Genomic DNA, 22,057 nt, shown 5'->3' on the forward strand with positions numbered 1-22,057 from the left:
TGGCAAGCAGGATGAAAAAAGGCACTAGAGCGGGGCGGATCAGGGCATCTAGGATGCATATCATGCTTGGAAAACTACTGGCTAAGTACCTTTGGCCGTACAGGTGGTACCTACTCGGGGTCATCGTCTTTCAGATGGCCTCAGTCATTGCCAACCTGTACCTGCCCACCCTCAACGCCCAGATCATCGACCAGGGCGTGGCCCGGGGCGATATCGGCTTGATCTGGATGCGGGGCGGCTGGATGCTTGCCATCTCGTTTATTCAGATTACCGCTTCGATCATCTCCCTGGTTCTGGCGGCGCGCGCCTCCATGGCTATGGGACGCGACCTGCGCAACGCGGTTTACGCCAAGGTTTCCAGTTTCTCCGAGCGAGAGGTCAACCAGTTCGGCCCGGGTTCACTGATCACACGCAACACCAATGACATTCAGCAGGTGCAGATGCTGGTCATGATGGGGTCAACCATGCTGGTGATGGCCCCGCTGATGGCTATCGGCGGCATCATCATGGCCCTGCGCCAAGATGTCCAACTCTCGTGGGTGCTAGCCGTTGCCATCCCCATCCTCATGGTGGTTTCCGGGCTGCTTATGCTGCGCCTCATCCCCCTGTTCCGTGAGTACCAGGAGCGTCTGGACACCGTTAACCGGGTGTTGCGTGAGCAGCTGACCGGCGTGCGAGTCATCCGTGCCTTTGTTCGAGAGCGCATCGAGGCCGGTCGCTTCCTGGTTGCCAACACCGACATCATGGTGGTTGGTCGCAACGTGGGCTCGCTGTTCGTCATCCTCTTCCCCGCCGTGATGCTGATTCTGAATGTCACCACCGCGGGGGTGATCTGGTTTGGGGCGTTCCGCATCGACCAGGGCACCATGGAGGTCGGAACGATCATGGCCTTCATGCAGTACATCGCCCAGGTCCTCTTCGGTATCGTCATGGCAACTTTCATGGGCATGATGATCCCCCGGGCCGTGGTCTCGGCAGAGCGCATCAGCGAAGTCCTCAACTCGCAGGCGAGCCTTGAGGAACCAAGTGATCCGGTCTTCGAGCAGCCCCTTCCCGGAAATGTCGAGATGAAGGATGTTTCCTTCACCTTCCCCGACGCGGAAGAACCCGTCATCAGCAACATTTCCTTCGTAGCGCCAAGGGGTAAGACCACCGCGATCGTCGGTTCGACTGCCGCGGGTAAAACCACCCTGGTCAACCTCATTCCCCGTCTCTTCGACGTCACCGGTGGCACCGTCCTCGTCGGCGGGATCGACGTGCGGCGCCAGGATCTAGAGACCCTGTGGTCTTCGATCGGCTACATCCCCCAGAAGCCGATTCTCTTCGCGGGAACCGTGGCTTCCAACCTGCGTTTCGGAAAGGCCAACGCCACTGACGAGGAACTGTGGCACGCCCTGCGCGTCGCCCAGGCCGAAGACTTTGTCTCGAAGATGGACGGCCAACTGGAAGCCAAGATTTCCCAGGGTGGCACCAATGTCTCCGGCGGACAGGCGCAGCGCCTGTCGATTGCCCGAGCCCTGGTTCGCAACCCCCAGGTCCTCATATTTGATGACTCCTTCTCCGCCCTCGACCTCACCACTGACGCCCGCCTGAGGGCCGCCCTGTGGCAGGCCTTTCCGGAGACCACCAAGATCGTTGTTGCCCAGCGCATCTCAACCATCACCGATGCCGAACAGATCCTGGTGCTCGAGGACGGCCAGATTGTCGGCTCCGGCACCCACACCCAACTACTCGAAACAAGCCCCACCTACCTGGAGATTGTTGAGTCCCAACTTGCGGCGGAGGTGGCCTAATGAGCGATGCAAACCCAACTCCCCTCTCCGAGGAAGAAGTCCTCGAGATAGCCGAAGAGGCTGCTCACAGCTCTGATTCCGGTGGCTTTGACATGGGCGTGGCCCGCAAAGCCAAGGATTTCTGGCCCTCGTTCTGGCGCATGATGGGGCTGATGAAGCCCTACTGGGCCCGCATGATCCTCGTGACCATTGTCGGGGCGGCCTCGGTCGTCCTCACCGTCTTAGCCCCGCGCATCCTCGGCCAGGGCACCGACGTCCTCTTCTCCGGTTACATCTCCAAGCAGATCCCCGAGGGCATCACTACCGAACAGGCCATTGCCGGGCTGCGTTCCGCCGGGCAAACTGAGATGGCGGACATGGTGGCCAAGATGAACGTTGTGCCGGGTTCCGGTATCGACTTCGATCGTCTCGGCCACATCCTCCTCCTCGTCCTCGCCCTCTACGTCGGGGCGGCCGTATTCTCCTGGTTGCAGGGCTACGTCCTCAACAGGGTCATGGTCCGCGCCATGTGGAAGCTGCGCGGCGAGGTCGAAGACAAAATCAACCGCCTCCCCCTCTCCTACTTCGACAGGGTGAAGCGCGGCGACCTCATCTCCAGGGTCACCAATGACATCGACAATATGACCAACACCCTCCAGCAATCGCTCTCCGGCGCGATCACCTCGGTGTTCACCGTCATCGGCGCCCTGATCATGATGCTGACCATCTCCTGGCAACTCACACTGATTGCCCTGATCTCATTCCCACTGCTCGGCGTCATCTTTGGGATCATCGGCCCCAAGTCGCAGAAGGCCTTCAACCTGCAGTGGCTCAAGGTGGGGCGCCTCAATGCCCGGGTGGAAGAGTCCTTCTCCGGCCACGCCCTCATCAAAGTCTTCGGCCAGCAGAAGCGCTTCGAGAAGGACTTCGCCGAAGAGAATGATGAGCTGTACCGGGCAGCGTTCAAGGCTCAGTTCCTCTCCGGCCTGATGATGCCCATGATGAGCTTCGTCGGTAACCTGGTCTACGTCGGCATCGCCGTCATCGGCGGGGTCATGGTCGCGGGGGGCAGCCTGCTCCTCGGTTCCGTGCAGGCCTTCATCCAGTACTCGACCCAGTTCAACCAACCGCTGGCGGAACTGGGTGGCATGGCCGCTTCGGTTCAATCCGGTGTGGCCTCAACGGAACGTGTCTTCGAACTGCTTGACGCAGAGGACCAGAGCCCGGATAACCCCGACGCACCCGCCCCGGTCGAAGGACAGGGACGCATTGCCTTCGAGCACGTCAAGTTCTCCTACAGCCCCGACCGGCCGCTGATCCGCGACCTTTCCTTCACGGTGGAACCGGGACAGACCGTCGCCATCGTTGGCCCCACCGGAGCGGGGAAGACCACCCTGGTCAACCTGCTGATGCGCTTCTACGAACTCGATGGCGGACGCATCACAGTCAACGGCCAGGACATCGCCCAGCTGAAACGCGACGATGTTCGCCGCCGCACCGGCATGGTGCTGCAGAACCCGTGGCTGTTCGCCGGTACCATCAGCGAAAACATCCGTTACGGCAACGAGGACGCCACGGAGGAGCAGATCACCGCCGCCGCCAAGGCCACCTACGTCGACCGTCTGGTGCGCCAGCTCCCCCGGGGCTACGACACGGAGCTTGATGAAGAGGCCTCAAACCTCTCGGCTGGCGAGCGCCAGCTGCTCACCATCGCCCGCGCCTTCGTGGCTCAGCCGCCAATCCTCATCCTCGATGAGGCGACCTCTTCGGTCGATACCCGTACCGAACGACTGCTGCAGGAGGCGATGAATGCACTGCAGAAGGGGCGGACCTCCTTCGTCATCGCCCACCGCCTTTCGACCATCCGCGAGGCCGACCTCATCCTGGTGATGGAGGACGGGGACATCGTTGAGAAGGGCAGTCACGATGAATTGATTGAGGCGAACGGCGCCTACCGCCGCCTCTACGATTCACAGTTTGAGGGGGCGCTAGACGAGTAGTATGTCTGACATGTTCATCTGAGTTCGCCCTCCCTGCGTCCGCGGCCCCTCGCCCGGCAGGACAGCTTCACCAGCGCAAAGGCCACTCAGCCATGTCTACCCCACTGCTCTCAAGCCACCTTCACGTCGACGGTCTCTCCAAGTCATACCCGGATCGACGTGTCCTCACGGACATCAGTTTCACCGTTACCCCCGGTGAGGTCGTAGGCCTCATCGGGGAGAACGGCAGCGGCAAGACCACCCTGCTCAAGATCATCGCGGGCCTGGTTGAGGCCGATGCTGGGTCAGCCGTCCTCACGCCCTTCTCCTGGATGAGCCCACCAATCACCTCGACGACTCGGCGGTCGACTTCCTCCGCGCCTCTCTCGCCTCCTGGCCCGGACCGGTTCTACTTGCAAGTCACGACCGTGCCTTCCTTGACGAGGTCGCCACAGTCCTCATTGACCTCGATCCTGCACCCCGGGCCCACGCCCTTGTTCGTCAACTCAATGACGAACAACACGGCGGGTTCGGCATCACTCGGTTCACCGGGAGCTACAGCGACTATCTACTGCAGCGCGCTGCGGACAGGGAACGCTGGACTAAACGGTACCGCGACGAGCAGGACGAACTGAAGCGACTACGCGCTTCCGCAAGGGTCACCCCCGTCGTCGGGCACGTCGACTGGAAACCACGATCCGAGGTGCGCATAGCCAAGAAGTTCTATGGTGACCGCAATGCTCGTGTTGTGTCGCGACGGGTTGGTGAGGTGGAAAGAAAGCTCACCGAGTTGGAGCGGGACCAGGTTGCGAAGCCGCCCCGACCCCTGCACTTCGCGGGACTTGGGGCTGAGGCCGATTCAAAGCGGCAGGGCATCGCGGTGTCAGCTGCGGGTATCACCGTAAAAGGACGCCTCTCCCCCGTTTCATTCCGGCTCGAACCCGGCGAACACCTGCTGGTTACCGGAGCAAATGGAACCGGTAAGTCCACCCTCCTTCAGGTCCTTGCCGGACTTCTCCCACCCTCAAGCGGAGAGGTCACGGCCCTGGATGCAAGAGGAAGCATCGGCATGTTGCACCAGGAGGTGTTTCTCCCGGACCCCCATCAGCGAGGGCTGGCACGCACAGCCACCCAGGCGTACGCGGACGCAGTCGGAGAGGCGCAAGCCGAGGCGGTTCCCCTGGCCAACTTCGGCCTCCTCGAACCCCGGGACCTCAACCGCCCCCTCGCCTCCCTCAGTGTCGGCCAGCATCGCCGGGTCGAACTGGCCTCCCTTCTGGCCCACCCTCCACATTTGCTCCTTCTCGATGAACCGACCAACCACCTCTCACTCGCCCTTGCAACCGCTCTTGAGGAGCAGATCCCCGACTATCCCGGGACGGTCATCGTCGCCTCGCATGACCGTTGGCTGCGAGCACGCTGGCAAGGACGGATCCTCCCGCTGCAAGGTAGCGGAAGCTCCGGCAACTAGGGACTGAAGAAGGAACAGAGTCTCGAGAAAAATCACAGTAGTCAACTGTTCATATTCTTTACGATTTAGCTTTTTTCTCTGTGCATCTAATAGTGTGATCCCCATGGCATTACAGACCCATGGCCTGAGCCGTCGCTTTGGTGACCGCCTGGCAGTAGATAACGCAAGTTTCTCGGTGGAACGGGGGCGACTGACGGGATTCGTCGGCGCTAATGGAGCCGGTAAGACCACCGTCATGCGGATGATCCTCGGCGTTCTCGCCCCTTCGGCCGGCACCGTCACCCTCGACGGGATCGAACTGGACCAGGCCACACGTCGATCCTTTGGTTACATGCCCGAAGAGCGCGGCCTCTACCCCAAGATGCCTCTGCGGGAACAGATGGTCTACTTTGCCATGCTGCACGGCCTTTCCAAGACGGAAGCAACCGCTGCAAGTGACAGGCTGTTGGAGACGCTTGACCTGACCGAGCGCGCCAAGGACCCTATCGAGAACCTCTCGCTGGGAAACCAGCAGCGAGCCCAGGTGGCGGTCTCGCTTGTCCACCAACCCACCGCGCTCATTCTCGATGAACCTTTCAGCGGCCTCGACCCGATGGCGGTGGATGTCATCCTCTCCGTCCTCACCCAGCACGCTGAACGCGGCATTCCCCTGATGCTTTCCAGCCACCAGCTCGACGTGGTGGAACGACTGTGTGATGACCTGGTCATCATCTCCGGGGGCAAGATTCTTGCTGCCGGCAGCATCGAGGGGTTGCGCCAGGAGTACAGCAAGAACATGTACGCTCTCAGCGCCCCGCACGACCTCTCCTGGCTGGCAGCAGTCCCGGGCGTCACCCAGGCCGATGTGGTGGCTGTCGAGGGGAACTGGGAACGACCGGCCTCCCAGAGCGTCACCCTGACACTGAGCGGATCTGACGACGAGCAGCAAACCCTGCTGCGGCGCATCATCGCCGACCTGGTGGCCCGCGGGCCCCTCATAAGCGTCGGCCCCGTCAACACCCCGCTAACCGAAATCTTCCGCGACGTTGTGGCGGGTACCAACCACGATGCGGAGGAAAGCGCATGAAACACTCATCTTCTGCTGCCGGAGCAACCTGGCTGGTGGCCAAACGTGAAGTAACGGCCCAGGTCCGTACCAAGTCATTCATCATCTCCACCGCCATCCTGTTGATTGCTGCCTTCGCCCTCACCACCTTCGGCGGGATCATGGCGAACCGGGCTGCCGCCACCGACATGGAAGCGACCGTGGCAGTGGTCTCTGAGACTGAGGAAGTCATCGCGGGAAACCCGCTGATCACCACGGTTACCGCGGGCAGTGAAGAGGATGCCATCAACATGGTTCTCAACGGGGAGGTTGAGACCGCAATCCTGCCATCGACCTCCCCCGACTCCGTCCTCGACTACCGCCTGGTCGCCCTCGACTCGGTTCCCACCGTGGTATCCATGTCGACCACACTTTCTCCCGAGGTGGAACTCCTAGGTGAACAGAGTGATGAGTACGAGTTCGGCCTCGACTACATCGTCTCCTTGGTCTTCGGCGTCATCTTCATGATGTCAGTGATGACCTTCGGTTCCACCATCGCGCAGAACACCGTGGTGGAGAAGCAGACGAGGACGGTTGAGCTGCTCATTTCCGCGGTCTCCTCCCGAGTGCTACTGGCGGGCAAGATCCTCGGTAACTCAATCCTGGCGGTCGGTCAGACAGCCGCGGTGGTTCTGGCTGCCGTGCTCGGTCTGGTTGTGACCGGCCAGAGCGGACTACTCACCATGCTGTCCGCACCCATGCTTTGGTTCATCGTCTTCTTTATTTTTGGGTTCGTCCTCTTCGCCTCGATCTTCGCCGCGGCTGCCTCACTGGTGTCACGCATCGAAGACACTGGTTCCGTGCTCTCCCCCGTCATCATGCTGGCCATGGCGCCCTACTTCATCGTCATCATTTTCGGGCAGAACCCCACGGTGATGGCGATCGCCTCCTACGTCCCCTTCACCTCGATTGTGGCGATGCCGGTGCGGATGTTTACGGGTGGGGTCGCCTTCTGGGAACCACTACTTTCCCTGCTGGTCCTGGCCCTCAGCGACATTCTCATCGTCCTGATCGCGGCCCGTATCTACCGCTCTTCCGTCCTCAAGATGGGTGGGCGTCTGAAGCTCAAAGAGGCCTGGGTGGGGGATCGCAACTAGTCTGAGCGCCCAAAAGTGCCCGGATCCCACTTTCCGCCCGTAGTCGCAATTGCCACATTTGGTCGGCAGAAACGCACTGTTTGAGGGCGGGGCCGCAACAATGGACCCTGTTGATCCAGACAGTCGGGTGCGCCTGTAGTCGGCTGGGAGCAACCAGAAGGGTGAAAACTATGAAGAAACTTCTTGCTGCCTCCGCCGCAGCCATCGCGATGCTGTCCCTGGCGGCCTGCTCAACCGGAGGCACCTCGGACCAGTCTGGTTCGGCCGGCCCGCAGACTCAGGAAGAAGCCTGCGCGCTGATCATGTCCTCGATGGAGGAACTGAGTGTTGAGCTGAACAAGTTCAGCGGTGACTCCCCAGAGGAACTGCACGAAATGGTGATTGCTGCGAAGAATCACCTCACCAAACTCGACCGTGAACTGAGCAATCAGACGGTCAAGGATGTCTGGGAACCCATCTCAGCCCTGCAGATCGAGGGACTCGAGGCCGCAGCAAACGAGGACCAAGATGGCCTGGTTTCCTCTTACATCGCGATGAGTGAGCAGACCGAGACCTTCCTTGAGGTCTGCCCTGCTCCGCAGGCACAGAGCTAGCCTCTAGCCCTCTGCCCAGGTGGGGATGCGCACGGAGAGCGCTTCGGTCAAATCGATCTGCTCTCCGTCGCGTCCCCCTTTTCCTAGAATCAGGGTCGGAGCCGAAGCCTCCGGGTTCACCCCTCGCAGGCGCTGAGCCAACGACAGGGGCGCGGTGAGGATGTAGAACTGTCCGTCCTCAGCAACTGCCACCGATCTGTCAGCCTTGAGGTACCACCCCTGCAGCGGTGTCTTCGCCCTCTTCCCGTTTCCGTCAGAAACGTAGAGCTGTTCGGGCCCCACCCCGGTCCGCCTGGCTGCCGATATAAATTTCTCCAGGTACTCCCTGGCCTGCGCACTCTCTGCGGCTTCACGTTCCCGAAGCCTCTGCGCTTGCGCGAGTGCGTTTTGACGTCTTTGATCTGCCCAGGATGAGTCCATACTTAAGAGTAACCACATTTGCCCGCGGAAGTTCGGGAGGGGTGCGCCAGTTTGGAGGAAAGGAAGTTTTATGAGTGAAGCTACGCCTCAGTACCGCTCGACAGAGACATTCTGGACCCCACCGTCGCACAGCTACCCGGACCGGACATTGATGCGCAGCCAAATCGGCTCCCGCTGGGTGGGAATGTCCGTTATCGCCATGATCCTCTTTGCCGTCACCTACATCGGATTGGTGAGAACGAGGATCGGTCAGTACATGGAGAACTCCGCACTACTTGGAGCCGAGCAGCTCACGGGTCCGGAGGTTACCGACGCCCTCGACACCCTCAAGGTCATCTCGGTCACCTCTCTGCTCGTCGTCATGGGTGCCTACCTGGTGGCCGGTTTGCTGCGCAGGTCGTGGCGCGTGGCAGTGGCTGGAATCGCCACCCTGGGACTCGCGACCGTGCTCGCCGAGGTCCTCAAGCACTTCATCCCCCGCCCCGACCTCGCGGATATTTACCAGAACAACGCGCACAACTCTTTCCCTTCCGGGCACACCACGATAGCCATGGCCATCCTGATTTCCCTGCTGCTGGTGGTGTCCTACCGCTGGCGCGGCCTGGCCATGCTCCTGGCGGCCAGCTGGGCCACCTCCGTCGGCGCCGCCACCCTGCAGGCCCGCTGGCACAGGCTCTCTGACACCATCGGCGGTGACCTCATCGTTCTTTTCGTCGGGGCCCTGGTCATGCTGTGGCTGGTCCGTACCCACCAGGTGAGGCCCGAGGAAGGCCGTTCCTATCCCCTTAGAGTCATCTTCGTCGTTGGTATGACCCTGGTCGGGGTTAGCTCCCTCGTGGTTGGCACCACCCTCGGGGTGGCGACTCTCAGCAACTTCGGGGTGCTGCAGGAAATCGCCAGTTCGTACTCGACGGGAACCCCGGCCCAACTAACCGCTCACCTTGATCCCGCGTTCAACGAGAACATGTATCTGGCCGCCCAGTCCCTCGCCCTCGGCTTCTCAACCGTGGCTGCGCTGTGGTTCTGGGGAACCATGCACCGCGTCAGCACCCGCCCCGGGGCTTAGATCATCCACACCAGCGGGACCAGCAGGATCTTCACCAGGATGGCGAGGGCGAACAGCGTGCTGTAGGCGCTCTCAATCCGCTCATCCCGCACCCGCGCGTCGGCTGCTTGAAACACTGCGGGTTGCCCAAGAAAACCCGCCACTCCCCCGGCGGTGCGCGCCGCGGACAGTCCGGCTACCCGACCCGCCACAACCATGACCACACAGCCCACCACCGCGACGATAGTTGCCAGCAGGATGGCTTTGAACCCCATGGGCTCGCTCAGAAGCGATGCCACCGCCGGGCCGGCAGATAGTCCCAGGGCCGAGAGGAACAGCAGCATACCCAGGTGCCGAACCGTCAGGTTGACGGTGTCGGGCATCGACCACACCAGCGGACCGGTGCGGCGCAAAGCACCGAGAATCATCCCGACCAGCAGCGGTCCAGCAGCCCCACCCAGTTCAAAGGTGGTGCCCCCCGGCAGGGGGATCGACACCATGCCGACCAGAATCCCCAGCACCAGGCCGATCCCAATGGACAGGGAGTCCATTTCGGCAATCGACCTCTGTGAGTCACCGAGGTACTTCTTGACCGCCCCCACTTCCTCCCGCGGCACAACCACGGCCAGGGCATCGCCTGCCTGCAGGGGCAGATCTTCCCGAGCCAGCAAATCTAGGTCCCCGCGCCGCACCCGGGTCACCACCGCGCCGTAGCGAGAGGGGAGACTCAGTTCAGAGACCGTGTGACCCGGCAGTGTGTCATTGGAGAGGACGATGCGAACAAACTCCACTTCGGAGCGATCGTCAGCAAGGTGCTCTGCCACCGGAACCCCGATGCGATCAAGGACCAGTTCTGGCCCACCGGGCTCCCCAACAACGACGATCTCGTCGCCCTCACGCAGTTCCTCACCGGGAACGAGGACGCGCGTCGTGCCCTCACGTCGCACGTAGGAAAAACGAACCGTCTGGTCCGCCCACTCAGGAATGTCCTTCGGCTGGATCGTCTTGGTGACTCGAACTGTGAGGGCGTGCAGCCCCCGGCCCGCAAGCGGTGGCGTGTCCTTTCCGCCCTGCCAGCGCAGTCCCGCCACGAGCGTCACCACGATCACGCCGACGATGACACCCATGGGGTAGCCGGTGGAGTAGCCCACGGCGGCCTCGGGTCCCCCGACCAGCCGGGTGGCGGCGTCGAGGGCGGGTGCTGCGGTCAGTGCCCCGGTGAAAAGGCCCGTGGAGAGGCCACTGGGTAGTTCGAACCAGTTCCCCAGCAGCGCCGCCGTGATTCCGCCGAGGACGCTCGCAATGATCGCGCCGATCATCAGCGGCATGTTGGTGCGTAGTGCCTTGCCAATTGTGGCCCCCGAGGCGATACCGACCGTGTAGACGAACAGCGCCAGGCCGATCTGCTGGACCAGACCGAAGCCCTCTGCCAGATCGGGGTTAATTGCGGAGAAGGTCAGGGCGACAAACAGGGCTCCGGCCGCCCCCAGGCGAAGTGGGCCAACCCGAATCGCACCCAGGGCAGCCCCTAGCGCAAGCACAATGAACAGCGTGAGCAGTGGCTGACCTACCAGGAAATCCGTCATGCTCCAACCCTACGCGGCTAGTTGTACTCCCCCGCGCGGATGTCATCGATATCAAGTATCTGAGGTACGTCCAGGTGTTCGACCTCGCCAACATTCTCGGCCTGGTCGCCTGGTTTGAAGTCCAGGTCAACCGGACCCTCAACATCACCGAAGGCCTCATAGACGGATTCGACGATGCCGTGACCAATCGTGTTTCCAGAGATTCCACCCCCGGCCACACCTGCCGCGATGACGAACCACGTGCGGGGATCGGTGGGCAGACCCACCGACGGGCGTGCAAAACGGGCTAGATTATCCAGCATCATCTGCCCGATGGGGAGGGCGGCGCTGGCAAGGAGTGCGCTGTGCACCGCCTCCTGGACCCGGGGATCAGAGGTGCTGATACCCCTGACCCGGGCGTGACCCAGGATGTAAAGGGCTGTCATTGAGAGCAGTCCAACCGAAGAGACCTTGTTGAGGGCGCCTGCCGGAATCTTTAGGTTTCTGCGTGCTGAGGAGCCAAGGCCCTTGGCAACCCCGGTGCCTGCCGCGACGGTGAGGAAGGCCCGGTCGAGGCGTCTCAGTGCCTTGCGCCCGTCGTTCGTTCCCACGCTGAGTCGTTTGAGAACTCCATCAACGCGGTGCTCATGTTTTGAGAGGAGATTGCCGAGGACGTAGCTCACCTCGTCCTCGAGGGAACCTCCCGAGTAGGAATCGTGTTTCTTCGCCATGCGATGACACTACAGGGCGCGGGGCGGTCGTACTGGAAACAAGATAGAATCAGGGGCATTCTGAACGCTACCGATTACGGGCTGACAACGGGAGACTTTGCTAATGGATTCGTCCCCATCCACTCCGGATGCATCGGTGGCTGATGCCAAGGCAGTGGTGGCAGACACCAAAGCTAGTTCGGTGGCAGAGGTACCCGATGTGGCAGAGGCGAAGAAACCCACCCGGTGGTATCAGACCAAAGGGGCAAAGTTCCTCTTCACATTGCTAATACTTGTCGTCGCGGTTTTCATCGTCACCAAGTCGATCAAACCGGAAGAGTTTGAGAAGGCCTTCGAGAACATGAGCCCCTGGTGGTTCGTGGCTTCGTTCGCGGTGGGGACTTTGACCTGGGTTGGCGCCGCGATACCCATGCGAGTGTTTGCCCCCATCAAAATCTCTTTCAAAGATGCCCTCCTCACGCAGATGGCCTCCTCATTCGTCGGAGTGGTTGCACCCGCGGGTCTGGGTTCCCTCGCCCTCAGCATTCGCTTCCTGTCGAAGCGCGGAATGAAGATGGCGCAGGCCGTAGCAACGATGATCCTCATGGAACTGTCCCAGTTCCTCACGTCGTTCATCCTGGTGATTGCCGCGATACTGCTCGTGGGCATCAGCCCTGATATCAAGGTGCCCTGGGACGTGGTCGGCTGGGTTGCCCTCGGCATCGTAGTTGCCGCGGCGGTGGTATTTGCGGTCAAGGTGACCCGTCAATGGATTATCACGCAGGTAAAGAGCGTATGGGAGCGCTTCTACCCGCAGGCCGTCTGGGCCTTTAAGCACCCCAAGCAGCTAGCCCTCGCTATGTTCGGCGCCACGCTGCAGACCTTCTCTTTCATTGCGTCGTTTACGTTTGCACTGCTGGCGTTCGGCACGAACGTGGACTTCTTCAAGGTGGGGGCCGCCTACCTTGTCTTCAACACCCTGGGTTCCATGGTGCCGATTCCAGGCGGGGTTGGTTCAACTGAAGCCGCTCTGACTCTGGGTATGACGACCATCGGTGTTTCTGCGGCAGTGGGACTCACGGCCGCTGTCACGTTCCGTCTGGCGACCTTCTACCTGCAGATCCCGGTTGGCTGGGTCGCATTTGAGTACATGCAGCGGAAGAAGTTGATTTAAACCCCAACCGCTCGGCTACCCTCGGGGTCTGCCTCAAGGCTGATCCAGACCCGGCTCTCAAGCCCGGGGTTGATCCCCACCTTGCCTTCATAGAAAGCCCGGATTCTGTCCATATCTTCAGTGACATTTCCGCTGGGATAGAGGACGGGCCCAAGGCCCATCGTCTTGGTCTTGGTATCAATGAACCCCATGACAATCGGCAGGTTCGCATCCCGGGCAATACGGTAGAACCCGGACTTCCAGCGATCGGTCTTCTTGCGGGTTCCTTCCGGGGCCAGGATGAGGACGGCCCCCGGTGTTTCACGCAGTTCCTCTGCCAGGGCCTGAGCCATGCCCTGGGGGGCGTGTCGGCGGACGGGAATGCCTCCCAGCCAGCGGGGAATGAACCCGAGGGGGTTTTCGAAGGCCTGCGACTTACCCAGCCACCTCACCGGAACACCGGCCTTCCACGCAATTAGCAACATGACTCCGAAGTCGAGGTTGGAGGTGTGGGGAGCACCAATGAAAATCGCACCGTCATTTGGCAGATCATCTTCGATCTGAAAACGGTAACCGAGGAGGCGCGCAACCGAGGTTGCCACGGCGGCTTTGAAACTCATTGGGCCAGTCTAGAGCCGGTTCTATCTAGAAGGTGACCAGTGATCCAGCGAGAGCTGAAATACCCAAAATTACCAGTCCAATCAGCAGGGTACGCAGGATAGCCCGCCAAGCCGACGTATGCTCAACCAGGTGACCGATCCAACCGGAGATGATGAGGGCGATTACAACTGAGATCACCGTGATCTCTCCGCGGATATCCCAGGGCAGAATCAGCAGGAAAAGCAGGGGCAAGATGGTTCCGCCCAGGAATGCCAAGCCCGCCAGGCCCGCCTTCCTCCAGGCCCAGTCCTTCCCAGGAATCTCATCCATGTCGTACTCGGCCTCAAGCTGGGCCCGCAGCGCATCGTTGGCCGTAAGCTCTTTGGCGACAGCCAGGCTGAGCTTCGGAGAAAGTCCCTTGAGCTCGTAGATTCGGGCCAGTTCCTCTAGCTCTTCCTCCGGGGAGGACTCCAGTGCCTTCTGTTCCCGTTCAACAATCTTGAGTTGCGCCTGTCGTTCTGATTCTGATTTGGCGTACTGGGTTGCTGCACTGGTGGCGACACCAATGACAATGAGAGCGCTGACGCCGATGATCGCTTCCTGCCCGGTGGCACCCCCTGCGAGCAGACCCTGGATAATCGCTGCCGACGAGATGATCCCGTCGTTTCCAATCGAGAGCAACTCACGCCACTGCGCATCATCCCGCGGGCTCCACTCTTCAGAGTTATCCCGGTAGCGATTGAGGAAGAATGTGGGGTTCGGGAGGCGGAAGGTGGGCATCTTCAGACCTACCTTCCGCCGTTCTTATCCCTAACCACAGGATCTAGGCGTCTAGTCCGAGGGTCTTACGCAGGCGCGCAACGTGACCCGTAGCCTTGACGTTGTACTGCGCCACCTCGATCTTTCCGTCCTTGCCGACGACAAAGGTTGAGCGGATGATGCCTTGGAAAACCTTGCCGTAGTTCATCTTGGAACCGTAGGTCCCCCACTGCTTCATGATCGAGTGGTCCGGATCGGTGCCCAGGGGAAAGTTCAACGAGTCCTTCTCTTTGAACTTCTCTAGCGAGGTCATCTTGTCCGCACTGATGCCGATCACGGAGTAACCGGCTCCCTTCAGGGAGTTGAGGTTGTCACGGAAGTCGCAGGCTTCCTTGGTGCACCCCGGGGTCATGGCCTTGGGATAGAAGTAGACGATGACGCCCTTCTCAGCGGCCTCAACCAGCTGGGCCAATGTCACCTCACCCTCAGTTGTTTCGATGGTGAACGCAGGGGCCTCTTGCCCCACTTCCAAGCGGATCACGCCATTATTAGATGTGTTCTCAGTCATGGCGCCATTCTCTCACGACCCTCCGACATAAGCACGGCACCAAGCACGGCCCAACCGACCGAGGCACCGCACTTCGCCAACGCTTCGTGCGCGTCGGTCTTGGACACCCGACCTCCGGAGAGGTTTAGGCAGTCACAACCTGCACTCCTGCAGCCCGGTACGGCTTCAGCTTTCCACGAGATCTCTCATCCGTGACGAGGGTCCAACCTCGAGGCATTGGGGCCCAGGCATGCTGACGAAGACCAAGTTTCGAAGCATGGGCCAGCACGACCGTTCGATTCGATCTGGAAGCAATAAGTTCTTTGGTTTGAGCCTCCGCCAAGGTTGGCTCCCCGACCCCATCGACGGGATGCACGGCATCACAACCCAGGAATGCTATGTCTACATAAAGTTTCTCGACTGCGGCGGTGAACAGTGCGCCGGAAAGGGAATGCGAGTTACGAAAGACCTTTCCTCCGGTCAGGAGTACCTCGATGTTCGGGTCGTCAGCCAGGGCGAGTGCAATTTCAAGACCCCTGGTTACAACGGTTAGTGGTCCACGGTTACCTAGGTGAGGGATGAGCCTGGAGCACGAAGACCCAGCGTCCAGGAAAATCACGGATGCCTCTTCGGGAATCAACTCAGCGGCGGCCTTCGCAATCTGAATCTTTGCTCCAACCTCAATCTCTTCCCGCTCCGCAAGCACTTTTTCTCGGATTTGAGGGCTCGGAATCGCCCCACCCAGTGTCCGAGTTACTACCCCCTGGTCTTCAAGCACGGTGAGGTCACGGCGGATTGTAGAAGGGGAGACATCCATGGCCTTGGCGATCTCATCAACCATCTGAGTTCCTGAAAAGACCAGATTTCTGATGCCTTCTTGTCGCCTGCGCGTTGAAGTACGCTGTGCTGCCATGGAGTCTCCCCACCCCTTTTGATTGTCTGGGACACTTGGCTCGGTCAATGCCCTGCATTCAGGGCTTTGAACCTTGGGGCCTTGGCACCCATTGTCCCAAAATAATTACTTGACCAGGTACTCCTCTCGGATTCCCTCGACAAAGGGCGCATAGTCGACGGCAGCGAGATAGGCGGAGCGCATCGTATCGTGGGAAGCCAGTCCCTTCCCCGCGATATCGAATGCGGTGCCGTGGTCGACAGACGTACGAAGGATCGGAAGTCCAACGGTGACCGAGATGGTGCCATCAAAGTCATACGTCTTGGCCGCAATGTGTCCTTGATCGTGGTACTGGCTCAGGATCCCGTCATACCTGCCAATGATTCCGTGGTGAAAGACAGAATCCGCCGGGATTGGTCCCGCTACGTTGAGTCCCCTTTCGTTGACTATCGCGACTGCGGGAGCCAGCACATCAATCTCTTCCGAGCCAAATGCCCCACCCTCACCTCCGTGCGGGTTGATTGCCGCAACGGCCAAGCGGGGATCTGGGACACCGAAGACCTGAAGTGCACGATGCGCACGCTCAATCGAAGCAACCTGTGTCTCTACAGTGATTGAGTTCAGCGCGTCCCTCAGAGACTGGTGTCTGGTAGCGAAGAAAATCCGAAGATGGTGGTTATCGAGCTCTTCATTTCGCGTCACAAACATGGTGTCTTGATTGGTGACCCCCGTAAGCTCGCCGAGCATCTCCGTGTGCCCAAGATGCTTGCTACCGGAAGCCCATATTGCCTCTTTGTTGATTGGTCCGGTAACTATTCCGTCGACCTTCTGATCCATGGCAGCCGCAGTTGCAGTCTCAATTGCCGCCACCGCGGCTCGGCCGGCCCGCTCATCAACTACTCCCCAAGCTGGCATTTCGTCTCCGAGGACTCCGGTGTCATAGATATCTATGACACCCTCCCCCAAAGGAGGCGTATCCCAGCTGTCGACAACTCGTACTTCAACGGGAAGTCCGAGCGCCTTGACGGCTGCGCGAAGTGCAACTGCATCACCAACAGCAATCCCGTGGTGCTCATCCGACCCAGCAAACTCGGCAAGTGTCATTGCCGTAATCTCAGGGCCGATACCGACCGGGTCACCCATCGTGACCGCGAGAACTGGTTTCTTACTCATGTACTCATTCTCCTTCAAATGATTCAAACCACTGGGCACTGTTAGGTGCGCGATCCATCCGCCACTAGTCTGACTCCACCAGGGGTGCAGCACGGACCCATTTGCTCCGCTGGTTGGCAGTCTGCGTGAGCTTATCGACGCATAGAATCGCCGCATCAGGACCGCCAATCAGACCACCCTTGGTGACGATCGACAGACCTGCCCATGGTCCTCCGATGACTTCACCTTCGACAGCCAACGGAATGACCTCACCATGGATCTCGACGCCGTAGCTTCCTAGCTTGCTGAGAATCGCTGCGGTGATGTCTCCGCCTGTTGAGTAGACTCCATCAACCGCAGTCTCCTCAAGCGTCTTCGTCACGATAGAACCGAGGATCTCCGGCAGCCGTTCTACTTCCTCATCCGTGAGAGTGCGTCGGTCAGAAGGCACCAGTACCTGTGCGTAGAGAACCGCTTGTCTAGGCCCAGCACTCCTTACGGCCTCTATCATCGCCTGCGCCGAGAGTTCAATATCTGGCAGGTTGTCCCCCGGCTTGAAAACTGGCCTAACTACCACTGGGTTCCGCTCAGCGATCAGACGCCCCAGTTGTAGCTGTGTTAGATCCGAGGCCGAGCCTGATACCGCAATGACTCGCCCCTGTATCTTCGACCCCTTGAATCCCATTGCCTGAGCCAAAGCCAGTGTTGCCGGACCCGGATCTATGCCTACCCATCTGATCCCATCACCTGCTTCAACTGCGGCCTCAGCAACGGCCTCAATGTGCGCAGGCACTAAGGAATCCGCCACTATGGCGTCCAGATCCTGTATCTCAAGAAGTCTGCGAAACTCTGCGACAAGCCCTACTTTCGGACCCGCCACCACATGAAGAGGGATAAGCGCTGTCTTCATCCCAGTCTGGTCGCTGAGAACCTCCTCGACGAGAGAGGTGCGCACCGGGGTGCGAACATCTCTCGAGAGTTCGGTGTCTTCTAGTCGACGGCCCTCAAGCAGCTGACGCCCCTCAACGGTGACGCGGTTGGCGCTGGGAAATGCTGGAACGCAGAGCCCAACTGTTCGCTCACCCGAGAGGGTACGCACCTCGCCGATTGCAGCCGCGGCCGCCGCACCTACATTCCCCCGCAGGGTCGTATCGATTCGACAGCTCACGAGCCGTGCGGGCCATCCCGCCCGGATGGCCTCACGAGTTACGAGTGCAGCATCTTCCGGAGTTGAGTGCCTTGAATCAGTCGTGATGACGATGGCATCGAAACGGTCACCAAAGTCAGGCAGTGAGTGAGTGGCTTCGAAGAACGAGGTCGTGACCGCTCTGAGACCAGCGTGCGCAAACCCGGCTGCGCAAGCATTTCCACCAGTCAGATCATCTGCGGCGATTAGAACTTCAACCATGTCACATCACGAGGTTCAGAATAATCAGCAACGGAATGGAGCCCGCCCAAACCGCGGTGGTTATGCCTGACCAACCCTTGATCGCATCCATGCCCTCGAGACCGGTAAATCTTGTTACCACCCAGAAGTAGGAGTCGTTGAAGTAGCTGAAGAACATTGAACCGGTCGTGCATGCGAACACCGCAACAATGGGGTTGATACCGAGGGTGGTAACCAGGGGCGCAGTAACTGACGCGGCAGTAATCATCGCCACTGTTCCGGACCCCTGAGCCAACCTGACCAAGGTCGCAATGAGGAATGGCACGAGGAACGCTGGCAACGGTGTCGCGGCAATAGCTTCCGCTAACGCATCGCCGACTCCCGAAACACGCAGTACCTGTCCAAAGGCGCCACCTGCACCGGTGATCAGGAGGATAAGTCCGACCGCGGCTGCAGAGTCACCCAACCACCGCTGAACCTTGCCTCTTGGGACCCAGCGGGGAATCAGTAGGTACACCGCGAGGACAATGCCAATCACAAGTGCGATTACCGGGTTGCCGAGGAACGAAAACGGAATCGTCCAATCTGAGGGCACGTAGTCGCCTGTAAGAGTTCCCTGGGCGTTCTTATCAACTGCCGCGAAGACGGTGTTCAGCACGATCAGAACAAGGGGAACAACCAGCGGCAAGCTTCCCACGAGAGCCCCCACTCGGTGGGGCTTCGCTCCGGCTGGAGCTTCACCCAGTGCTGCGGCAGGGTCATAGGTCTGCACGTCCTCAACAACAGTCATGACCGTCCCGCCAGAGACTGTGGAACCGTCGCCACCATCCTCTGCAAGAAGGGCAGCATTTTCGTGGCCAAACACCGCTGCTCGGATCTCTGGAATCACCTTATCTTCCAGCTTCGGCCCCACCCACTTTGCGTAGATCACGACCACTGGGAGAAGGATGACAGAAAAGATCAAGCCCACGACGATCACTAGGCCAAGATCGGCGCCGAGGATACCTGCTACCGCGAGGGGGCCTGGAGTCGGAGGCACCATGTGGTGAGTCAGAGTCATACCGCAGCCAAGGGCAAGCGCTAATGCGACATACCCGCCTCGCTTCACCCGAGCCACCGCGCGGGCCAGAGGGTTCATGATCACATAGCCCGAATCACAGAACACAGGGATCGAGACCAGAGCACCCACCGACCCCATAGCCCATTCTTCCTTGCCACGACCAAATACCCTAAGGAAAGCCCGGGCTAGTGCATCTGCGGCCCCTGAGATCTCAAGCATCTTCCCGATACCAACACCGAGACCAATGACGATGCCGATACTTGCCAGGGTGTTGCCGAAGCCTGAGGTTATCGCGTTTAGTGTCTCTAACATTGGTTGCCCGGCGACGATGCCGGTTACCAGCGCAGCTAGTAGAAGGGCCACAAACGCATCAAGCCTGGTCCAAAGAACCGTCACGATGATGACTGCGATGCCCAACACAAGCGCCAGAATCAGTTGTCCATCCACGGAAAACTCCTCAATTGTGCTGAAGATAGCCGAGCCCCACTGCCCGACTGTGATAAGTCTGACAGAAGGTTCTGCGCATTACAAGCAACTTTGGCAACTCTGAGGGTTTCAACGGCTATTAATTAGGCGTATCGCGCAACTTCCGGTTCGTGTGCGCACTGGAGAGGAGTCGTACGACCTCGAAAGTGGTCACTTCAATCCCCTGGGCAGTCGTTTCAGGACTCATAGCTTCAGCAAGTGGGAGCGGTTCTGAGTGTATGGGGAAGACTCCGTCCAGCAGCTCATCCACTTCGTGGAGCGGCCTCTTAATCCTGCCCCCAAGGCCAACGGCAAGCGCACCGACAAGATGCGCGAGATGCGCAACTCCGGAGGGCACTTTTCCATATGCAGACTGAGAATCGATAGACCCCTCTCCCGTGATGACAAGATCAGCATCTTTCAGGATGTCGGCCAGTCCCACTTCATGGGCCACACGATCAAACCCAGGGTGCATCGAACCCCCGAGCGCCACGAAGGCTCCACCTAATCCCCCGGCTGCCCCCGATCCCGGAACACGGTCCACAACCCGTTCGAAAGTTTCTTCAAGGACCGTTGCCCACCTGGCTTGCTGAGAATCGAGGTGTGCCACCTGCTCGGGTGTGGCCCCCTTTTGGGGTCCAAAGGTTGCAGCCGCACCTTCGGGACCGGTCATCGGGTTCTTGACGTCTCCCAGGATCGTCACCCTTGTGTCCCCAAGGGACTGCATGTCAGAAACATCGAGCGTGTGGAAGGTCCAGAGTGGGTTGACGCCCCTTGGAATAACGTCTCCATTCGCATCTCTCAGCACGGCACCCAGGGCCTGGAAAACCCCCGTCCCGCCATCCGTGGTGGCCGACCCTCCCAGCGTCACCAGAATCTCATCGACATCGTGGTTCAGGGCGTCAAGGAAGACCGCTCCAAACCCGAAAGAACTGGCAACTGGCGGAAGTTGACTGTCAACGGCGACCTGGTGCAAGCCGACGGTCTGGGCGCACTCAAGGACGGCAATCCTTGCCCCGCACCGTTCGATAATGCCGTACTCAGCCAAGATCGGCCGGTTGGCGGCATCGACTGTCTCGACGGACACCAACTGCTTTCCGTGTGCCCACATCAGGGCATCCAGTGTGCCTTCGCCCCCGTCAGCTATTGGAACCGCGACAACCTGGGCCGATGGCACGGCTCTAAGTACACCGCGGCAAGCGGCCTCACCCGCGTCCAAGGAACCCAGTGAGCCCTTGAATGAGTCGAGTGCGCAGACAACCTTGAGACTTCGCATCACCACTGCTCCCCACCTTTTCGGCTCAAGATTCCCTCACCCTGAGGGGGACGCGGCAAACATCGGTGTTGGATGACTGGGCCACGGGTCGCAGCACCATCAGGTCTACATTCATATGTGCGGGGGCGTCCAGGCTCCACCGAATGGCCTCAGCAATGTCTTCAGCCACCAGTGGACCGTCCACACCCTTATAGACATTGTCAGCGGACTCTTGGCTGCCGAGGCGATTGAGTGAAAACTCTGCTGTTTGCACCATTCCCGGGGCAATCTCAATCACCCGGATTGGTTCCCCAGCAAGTTCTAAGCGGAGAGTGGCTGGAATCTGTCGTTCAGCGTGTTTGGCAGCGACATAACCTGCTCCTCCCGGATAGGTGCCATGCGCTGCTGTCGAGGTGACGAAGACCAGGCTGCCACCGCCGGCCTCACGAATGAGAGGCAGCACACGACCGGTGAGGTCGAGGGTACCCAGCACATTCATCTCATACATTCGGCGCCACACCTCAACGGACCCGTCCTCAACCCGATCCGTTCCAATCGCACCACCGGCCACGTGTACGACAGCCCCCAGGGGTCCCCCAATGGCAGCCACCAGTTGCTCGACCTGGTCAGGGGCGGTGAGGTCGGCAGCGAAGATCTCGCATCCGGTCTCATCACGAAGCTTTTCTAGTCGGCTGGTGCGGCGAGCTGTGGCAAAAACCTGCCACCCCGAGGCCACCAGGGAACGAACGGTAGCTTCACCAATTCCAGTTGAAGCGCCGGTTACAAGTGCACGTTTGAGAGTCATTCTTCAAGTGTGCATCATCGATCTCCAGATCACCCCAAGTTTGGATGACGGATCTTCGGGCCACGCCCAGCGAGGGGCAGGTGGGATAGAAAAACTTTGGTGCGCTCGGTGGGACTTGAACCCACACGTCTCGCGACACTGGAACCTAAATCCAGCGCGTCTGCCAATTCCGCCACGAGCGCCTAGCTGCTATGCCGTCACATATCCTACCTTGAGAATCATCGACTCAAGACAGGGTATGCGCCA

General features: G+C 59.9%; 20 protein-coding genes, 1 tRNA gene and 1 pseudogene. 9 read left to right on the forward strand and 13 right to left on the reverse strand.

Going from position 1 to position 22,057, the window contains the following annotated elements; translation table 11 throughout:
* Positions 1-62: 62 nt before the first annotated feature.
* From CS903_RS05965 to CS903_RS05990, 7 genes and pseudogenes are all read left to right on the forward strand, one after another.
* Positions 63-1,793, forward strand: a complete 1,731-nt coding sequence (locus tag CS903_RS05965) for an ABC transporter ATP-binding protein (RefSeq protein ID WP_099332638.1) — start codon at positions 63-65, stop codon at positions 1,791-1,793.
* Complete coding sequence (locus tag CS903_RS05970) at positions 1,793-3,772, forward strand: ABC transporter ATP-binding protein (protein ID WP_099332639.1); 1,980 nt, start codon at positions 1,793-1,795, stop codon at positions 3,770-3,772. The genes CS903_RS05965 and CS903_RS05970 overlap by 1 nt, the downstream gene beginning before the upstream one ends.
* A 92-nt stretch (positions 3,773-3,864) precedes the next feature.
* Positions 3,865-4,059, forward strand: a pseudogene (locus tag CS903_RS09710) (ATP-binding cassette domain-containing protein); the annotation flags it as partial.
* Positions 4,060-4,454: 395 nt separating this feature from the next.
* A complete protein-coding gene (locus tag CS903_RS09380) occupies positions 4,455-5,222 on the forward strand; it encodes an ATP-binding cassette domain-containing protein (RefSeq protein WP_164996695.1) in 768 nt (255 codons plus the stop codon).
* A gap of 103 nt (positions 5,223-5,325) precedes the next feature.
* Complete coding sequence (locus tag CS903_RS05980; RefSeq protein ID WP_099332640.1) at positions 5,326-6,288, forward strand: ABC transporter ATP-binding protein; 963 nt, start codon at positions 5,326-5,328, stop codon at positions 6,286-6,288.
* Positions 6,285-7,403: an ABC transporter permease gene (locus tag CS903_RS05985; protein WP_099332641.1), complete on the forward strand. Its 1,119-nt coding sequence runs from the start codon at positions 6,285-6,287 to the stop codon at positions 7,401-7,403. The genes CS903_RS05980 and CS903_RS05985 overlap by 4 nt, the downstream gene beginning before the upstream one ends.
* A 170-nt stretch (positions 7,404-7,573) precedes the next feature.
* On the forward strand, positions 7,574-7,996 hold the full coding sequence (locus CS903_RS05990; RefSeq protein ID WP_099332642.1) for a hypothetical protein: 423 nt from the start codon (positions 7,574-7,576) through the stop codon (positions 7,994-7,996).
* Between the two features lie 3 nt (positions 7,997-7,999).
* Here the strand turns inward: CS903_RS05990 and CS903_RS05995 are convergent, their stop codons facing one another.
* Positions 8,000-8,416, reverse strand: coding sequence for a hypothetical protein (locus CS903_RS05995; protein WP_099332643.1), 417 nt, complete (start codon positions 8,414-8,416; stop codon positions 8,000-8,002).
* Between the two features lie 70 nt (positions 8,417-8,486).
* On the opposite strand from CS903_RS05995, the gene CS903_RS06000 reads away from it, so the two are divergent.
* Entirely contained in the window at positions 8,487-9,482 is a 996-nt protein-coding gene (locus CS903_RS06000) for a phosphatase PAP2 family protein (RefSeq protein ID WP_099332644.1), read from the forward strand.
* Here the strand turns inward: CS903_RS06000 and CS903_RS06005 are convergent.
* Both CS903_RS06005 and CS903_RS06010 read right to left on the reverse strand, forming a co-directional pair.
* Complete coding sequence (locus tag CS903_RS06005; RefSeq protein ID WP_099332645.1) at positions 9,479-11,047, reverse strand: aspartate:alanine exchanger family transporter; 1,569 nt, start codon at positions 11,045-11,047, stop codon at positions 9,479-9,481. The genes CS903_RS06000 and CS903_RS06005 overlap by 4 nt on opposite strands.
* A 17-nt stretch (positions 11,048-11,064) precedes the next feature.
* Positions 11,065-11,757 (reverse strand): hypothetical protein, encoded by a 693-nt coding sequence (locus tag CS903_RS06010; protein ID WP_099332646.1) that lies wholly within the window; start codon positions 11,755-11,757, stop codon positions 11,065-11,067.
* Between the two features lie 103 nt (positions 11,758-11,860).
* Here CS903_RS06010 and CS903_RS06015 point away from each other — a divergent pair, with 103 nt between their 5' ends.
* Positions 11,861-12,910, forward strand: a complete 1,050-nt coding sequence (locus CS903_RS06015) for a lysylphosphatidylglycerol synthase transmembrane domain-containing protein (protein ID WP_099332647.1) — start codon at positions 11,861-11,863, stop codon at positions 12,908-12,910.
* Here the strand turns inward: CS903_RS06015 and CS903_RS06020 are convergent.
* The 10 genes from CS903_RS06020 to CS903_RS06065 all read right to left on the reverse strand — a co-directional run bounded on the left by CS903_RS06020 (position 12,907) and on the right by CS903_RS06065 (position 21,993).
* Positions 12,907-13,509 (reverse strand): 1-acyl-sn-glycerol-3-phosphate acyltransferase, encoded by a 603-nt coding sequence (locus tag CS903_RS06020; RefSeq protein ID WP_099332648.1) that lies wholly within the window; start codon positions 13,507-13,509, stop codon positions 12,907-12,909. The genes CS903_RS06015 and CS903_RS06020 overlap by 4 nt on opposite strands.
* A gap of 25 nt (positions 13,510-13,534) precedes the next feature.
* Positions 13,535-14,269: a VIT1/CCC1 transporter family protein gene (locus CS903_RS06025; RefSeq protein WP_099332649.1), complete on the reverse strand. Its 735-nt coding sequence runs from the start codon at positions 14,267-14,269 to the stop codon at positions 13,535-13,537.
* A gap of 43 nt (positions 14,270-14,312) precedes the next feature.
* Positions 14,313-14,789: a thioredoxin-dependent thiol peroxidase gene (gene bcp / locus CS903_RS06030; protein ID WP_099332671.1), complete on the reverse strand. Its 477-nt coding sequence runs from the start codon at positions 14,787-14,789 to the stop codon at positions 14,313-14,315.
* 151 nt (positions 14,790-14,940) lie between these two features.
* Positions 14,941-15,708, reverse strand: coding sequence for a DeoR/GlpR family DNA-binding transcription regulator (locus CS903_RS06035; RefSeq protein ID WP_099332650.1), 768 nt, complete (start codon positions 15,706-15,708; stop codon positions 14,941-14,943).
* Positions 15,709-15,813: 105 nt separating this feature from the next.
* Positions 15,814-16,860: a 4-hydroxythreonine-4-phosphate dehydrogenase PdxA gene (gene pdxA, locus CS903_RS06040; RefSeq protein ID WP_099332651.1), complete on the reverse strand. Its 1,047-nt coding sequence runs from the start codon at positions 16,858-16,860 to the stop codon at positions 15,814-15,816.
* 64 nt (positions 16,861-16,924) lie between these two features.
* Positions 16,925-18,247 (reverse strand): four-carbon acid sugar kinase family protein, encoded by a 1,323-nt coding sequence (locus CS903_RS06045; protein ID WP_099332652.1) that lies wholly within the window; start codon positions 18,245-18,247, stop codon positions 16,925-16,927.
* A 1-nt stretch (position 18,248) separates the two neighbouring features.
* Complete coding sequence (locus CS903_RS06050; protein ID WP_207203770.1) at positions 18,249-19,733, reverse strand: GntP family permease; 1,485 nt, start codon at positions 19,731-19,733, stop codon at positions 18,249-18,251.
* Positions 19,734-19,851: 118 nt separating this feature from the next.
* Positions 19,852-21,027, reverse strand: coding sequence for a glycerate kinase (locus CS903_RS06055; RefSeq protein WP_099332653.1), 1,176 nt, complete (start codon positions 21,025-21,027; stop codon positions 19,852-19,854).
* A 25-nt stretch (positions 21,028-21,052) separates the two neighbouring features.
* The gene (locus CS903_RS06060) at positions 21,053-21,811 is read right to left on the reverse strand and encodes an SDR family oxidoreductase (protein WP_099332654.1); all 759 of its coding nucleotides are present in this window, start codon (positions 21,809-21,811) and stop codon (positions 21,053-21,055) included.
* 97 nt (positions 21,812-21,908) lie between these two features.
* Positions 21,909-21,993, reverse strand: a tRNA-Leu gene (locus CS903_RS06065).
* Between the last annotated feature and the right edge of the window lie 64 nt (positions 21,994-22,057).

It is taken from the genome of Actinomyces minihominis, from assembly GCF_900187855.1.
GTDB classification, from domain to species: Bacteria; Actinomycetota; Actinomycetes; order Actinomycetales; family Actinomycetaceae; genus Scrofimicrobium; species Scrofimicrobium minihominis.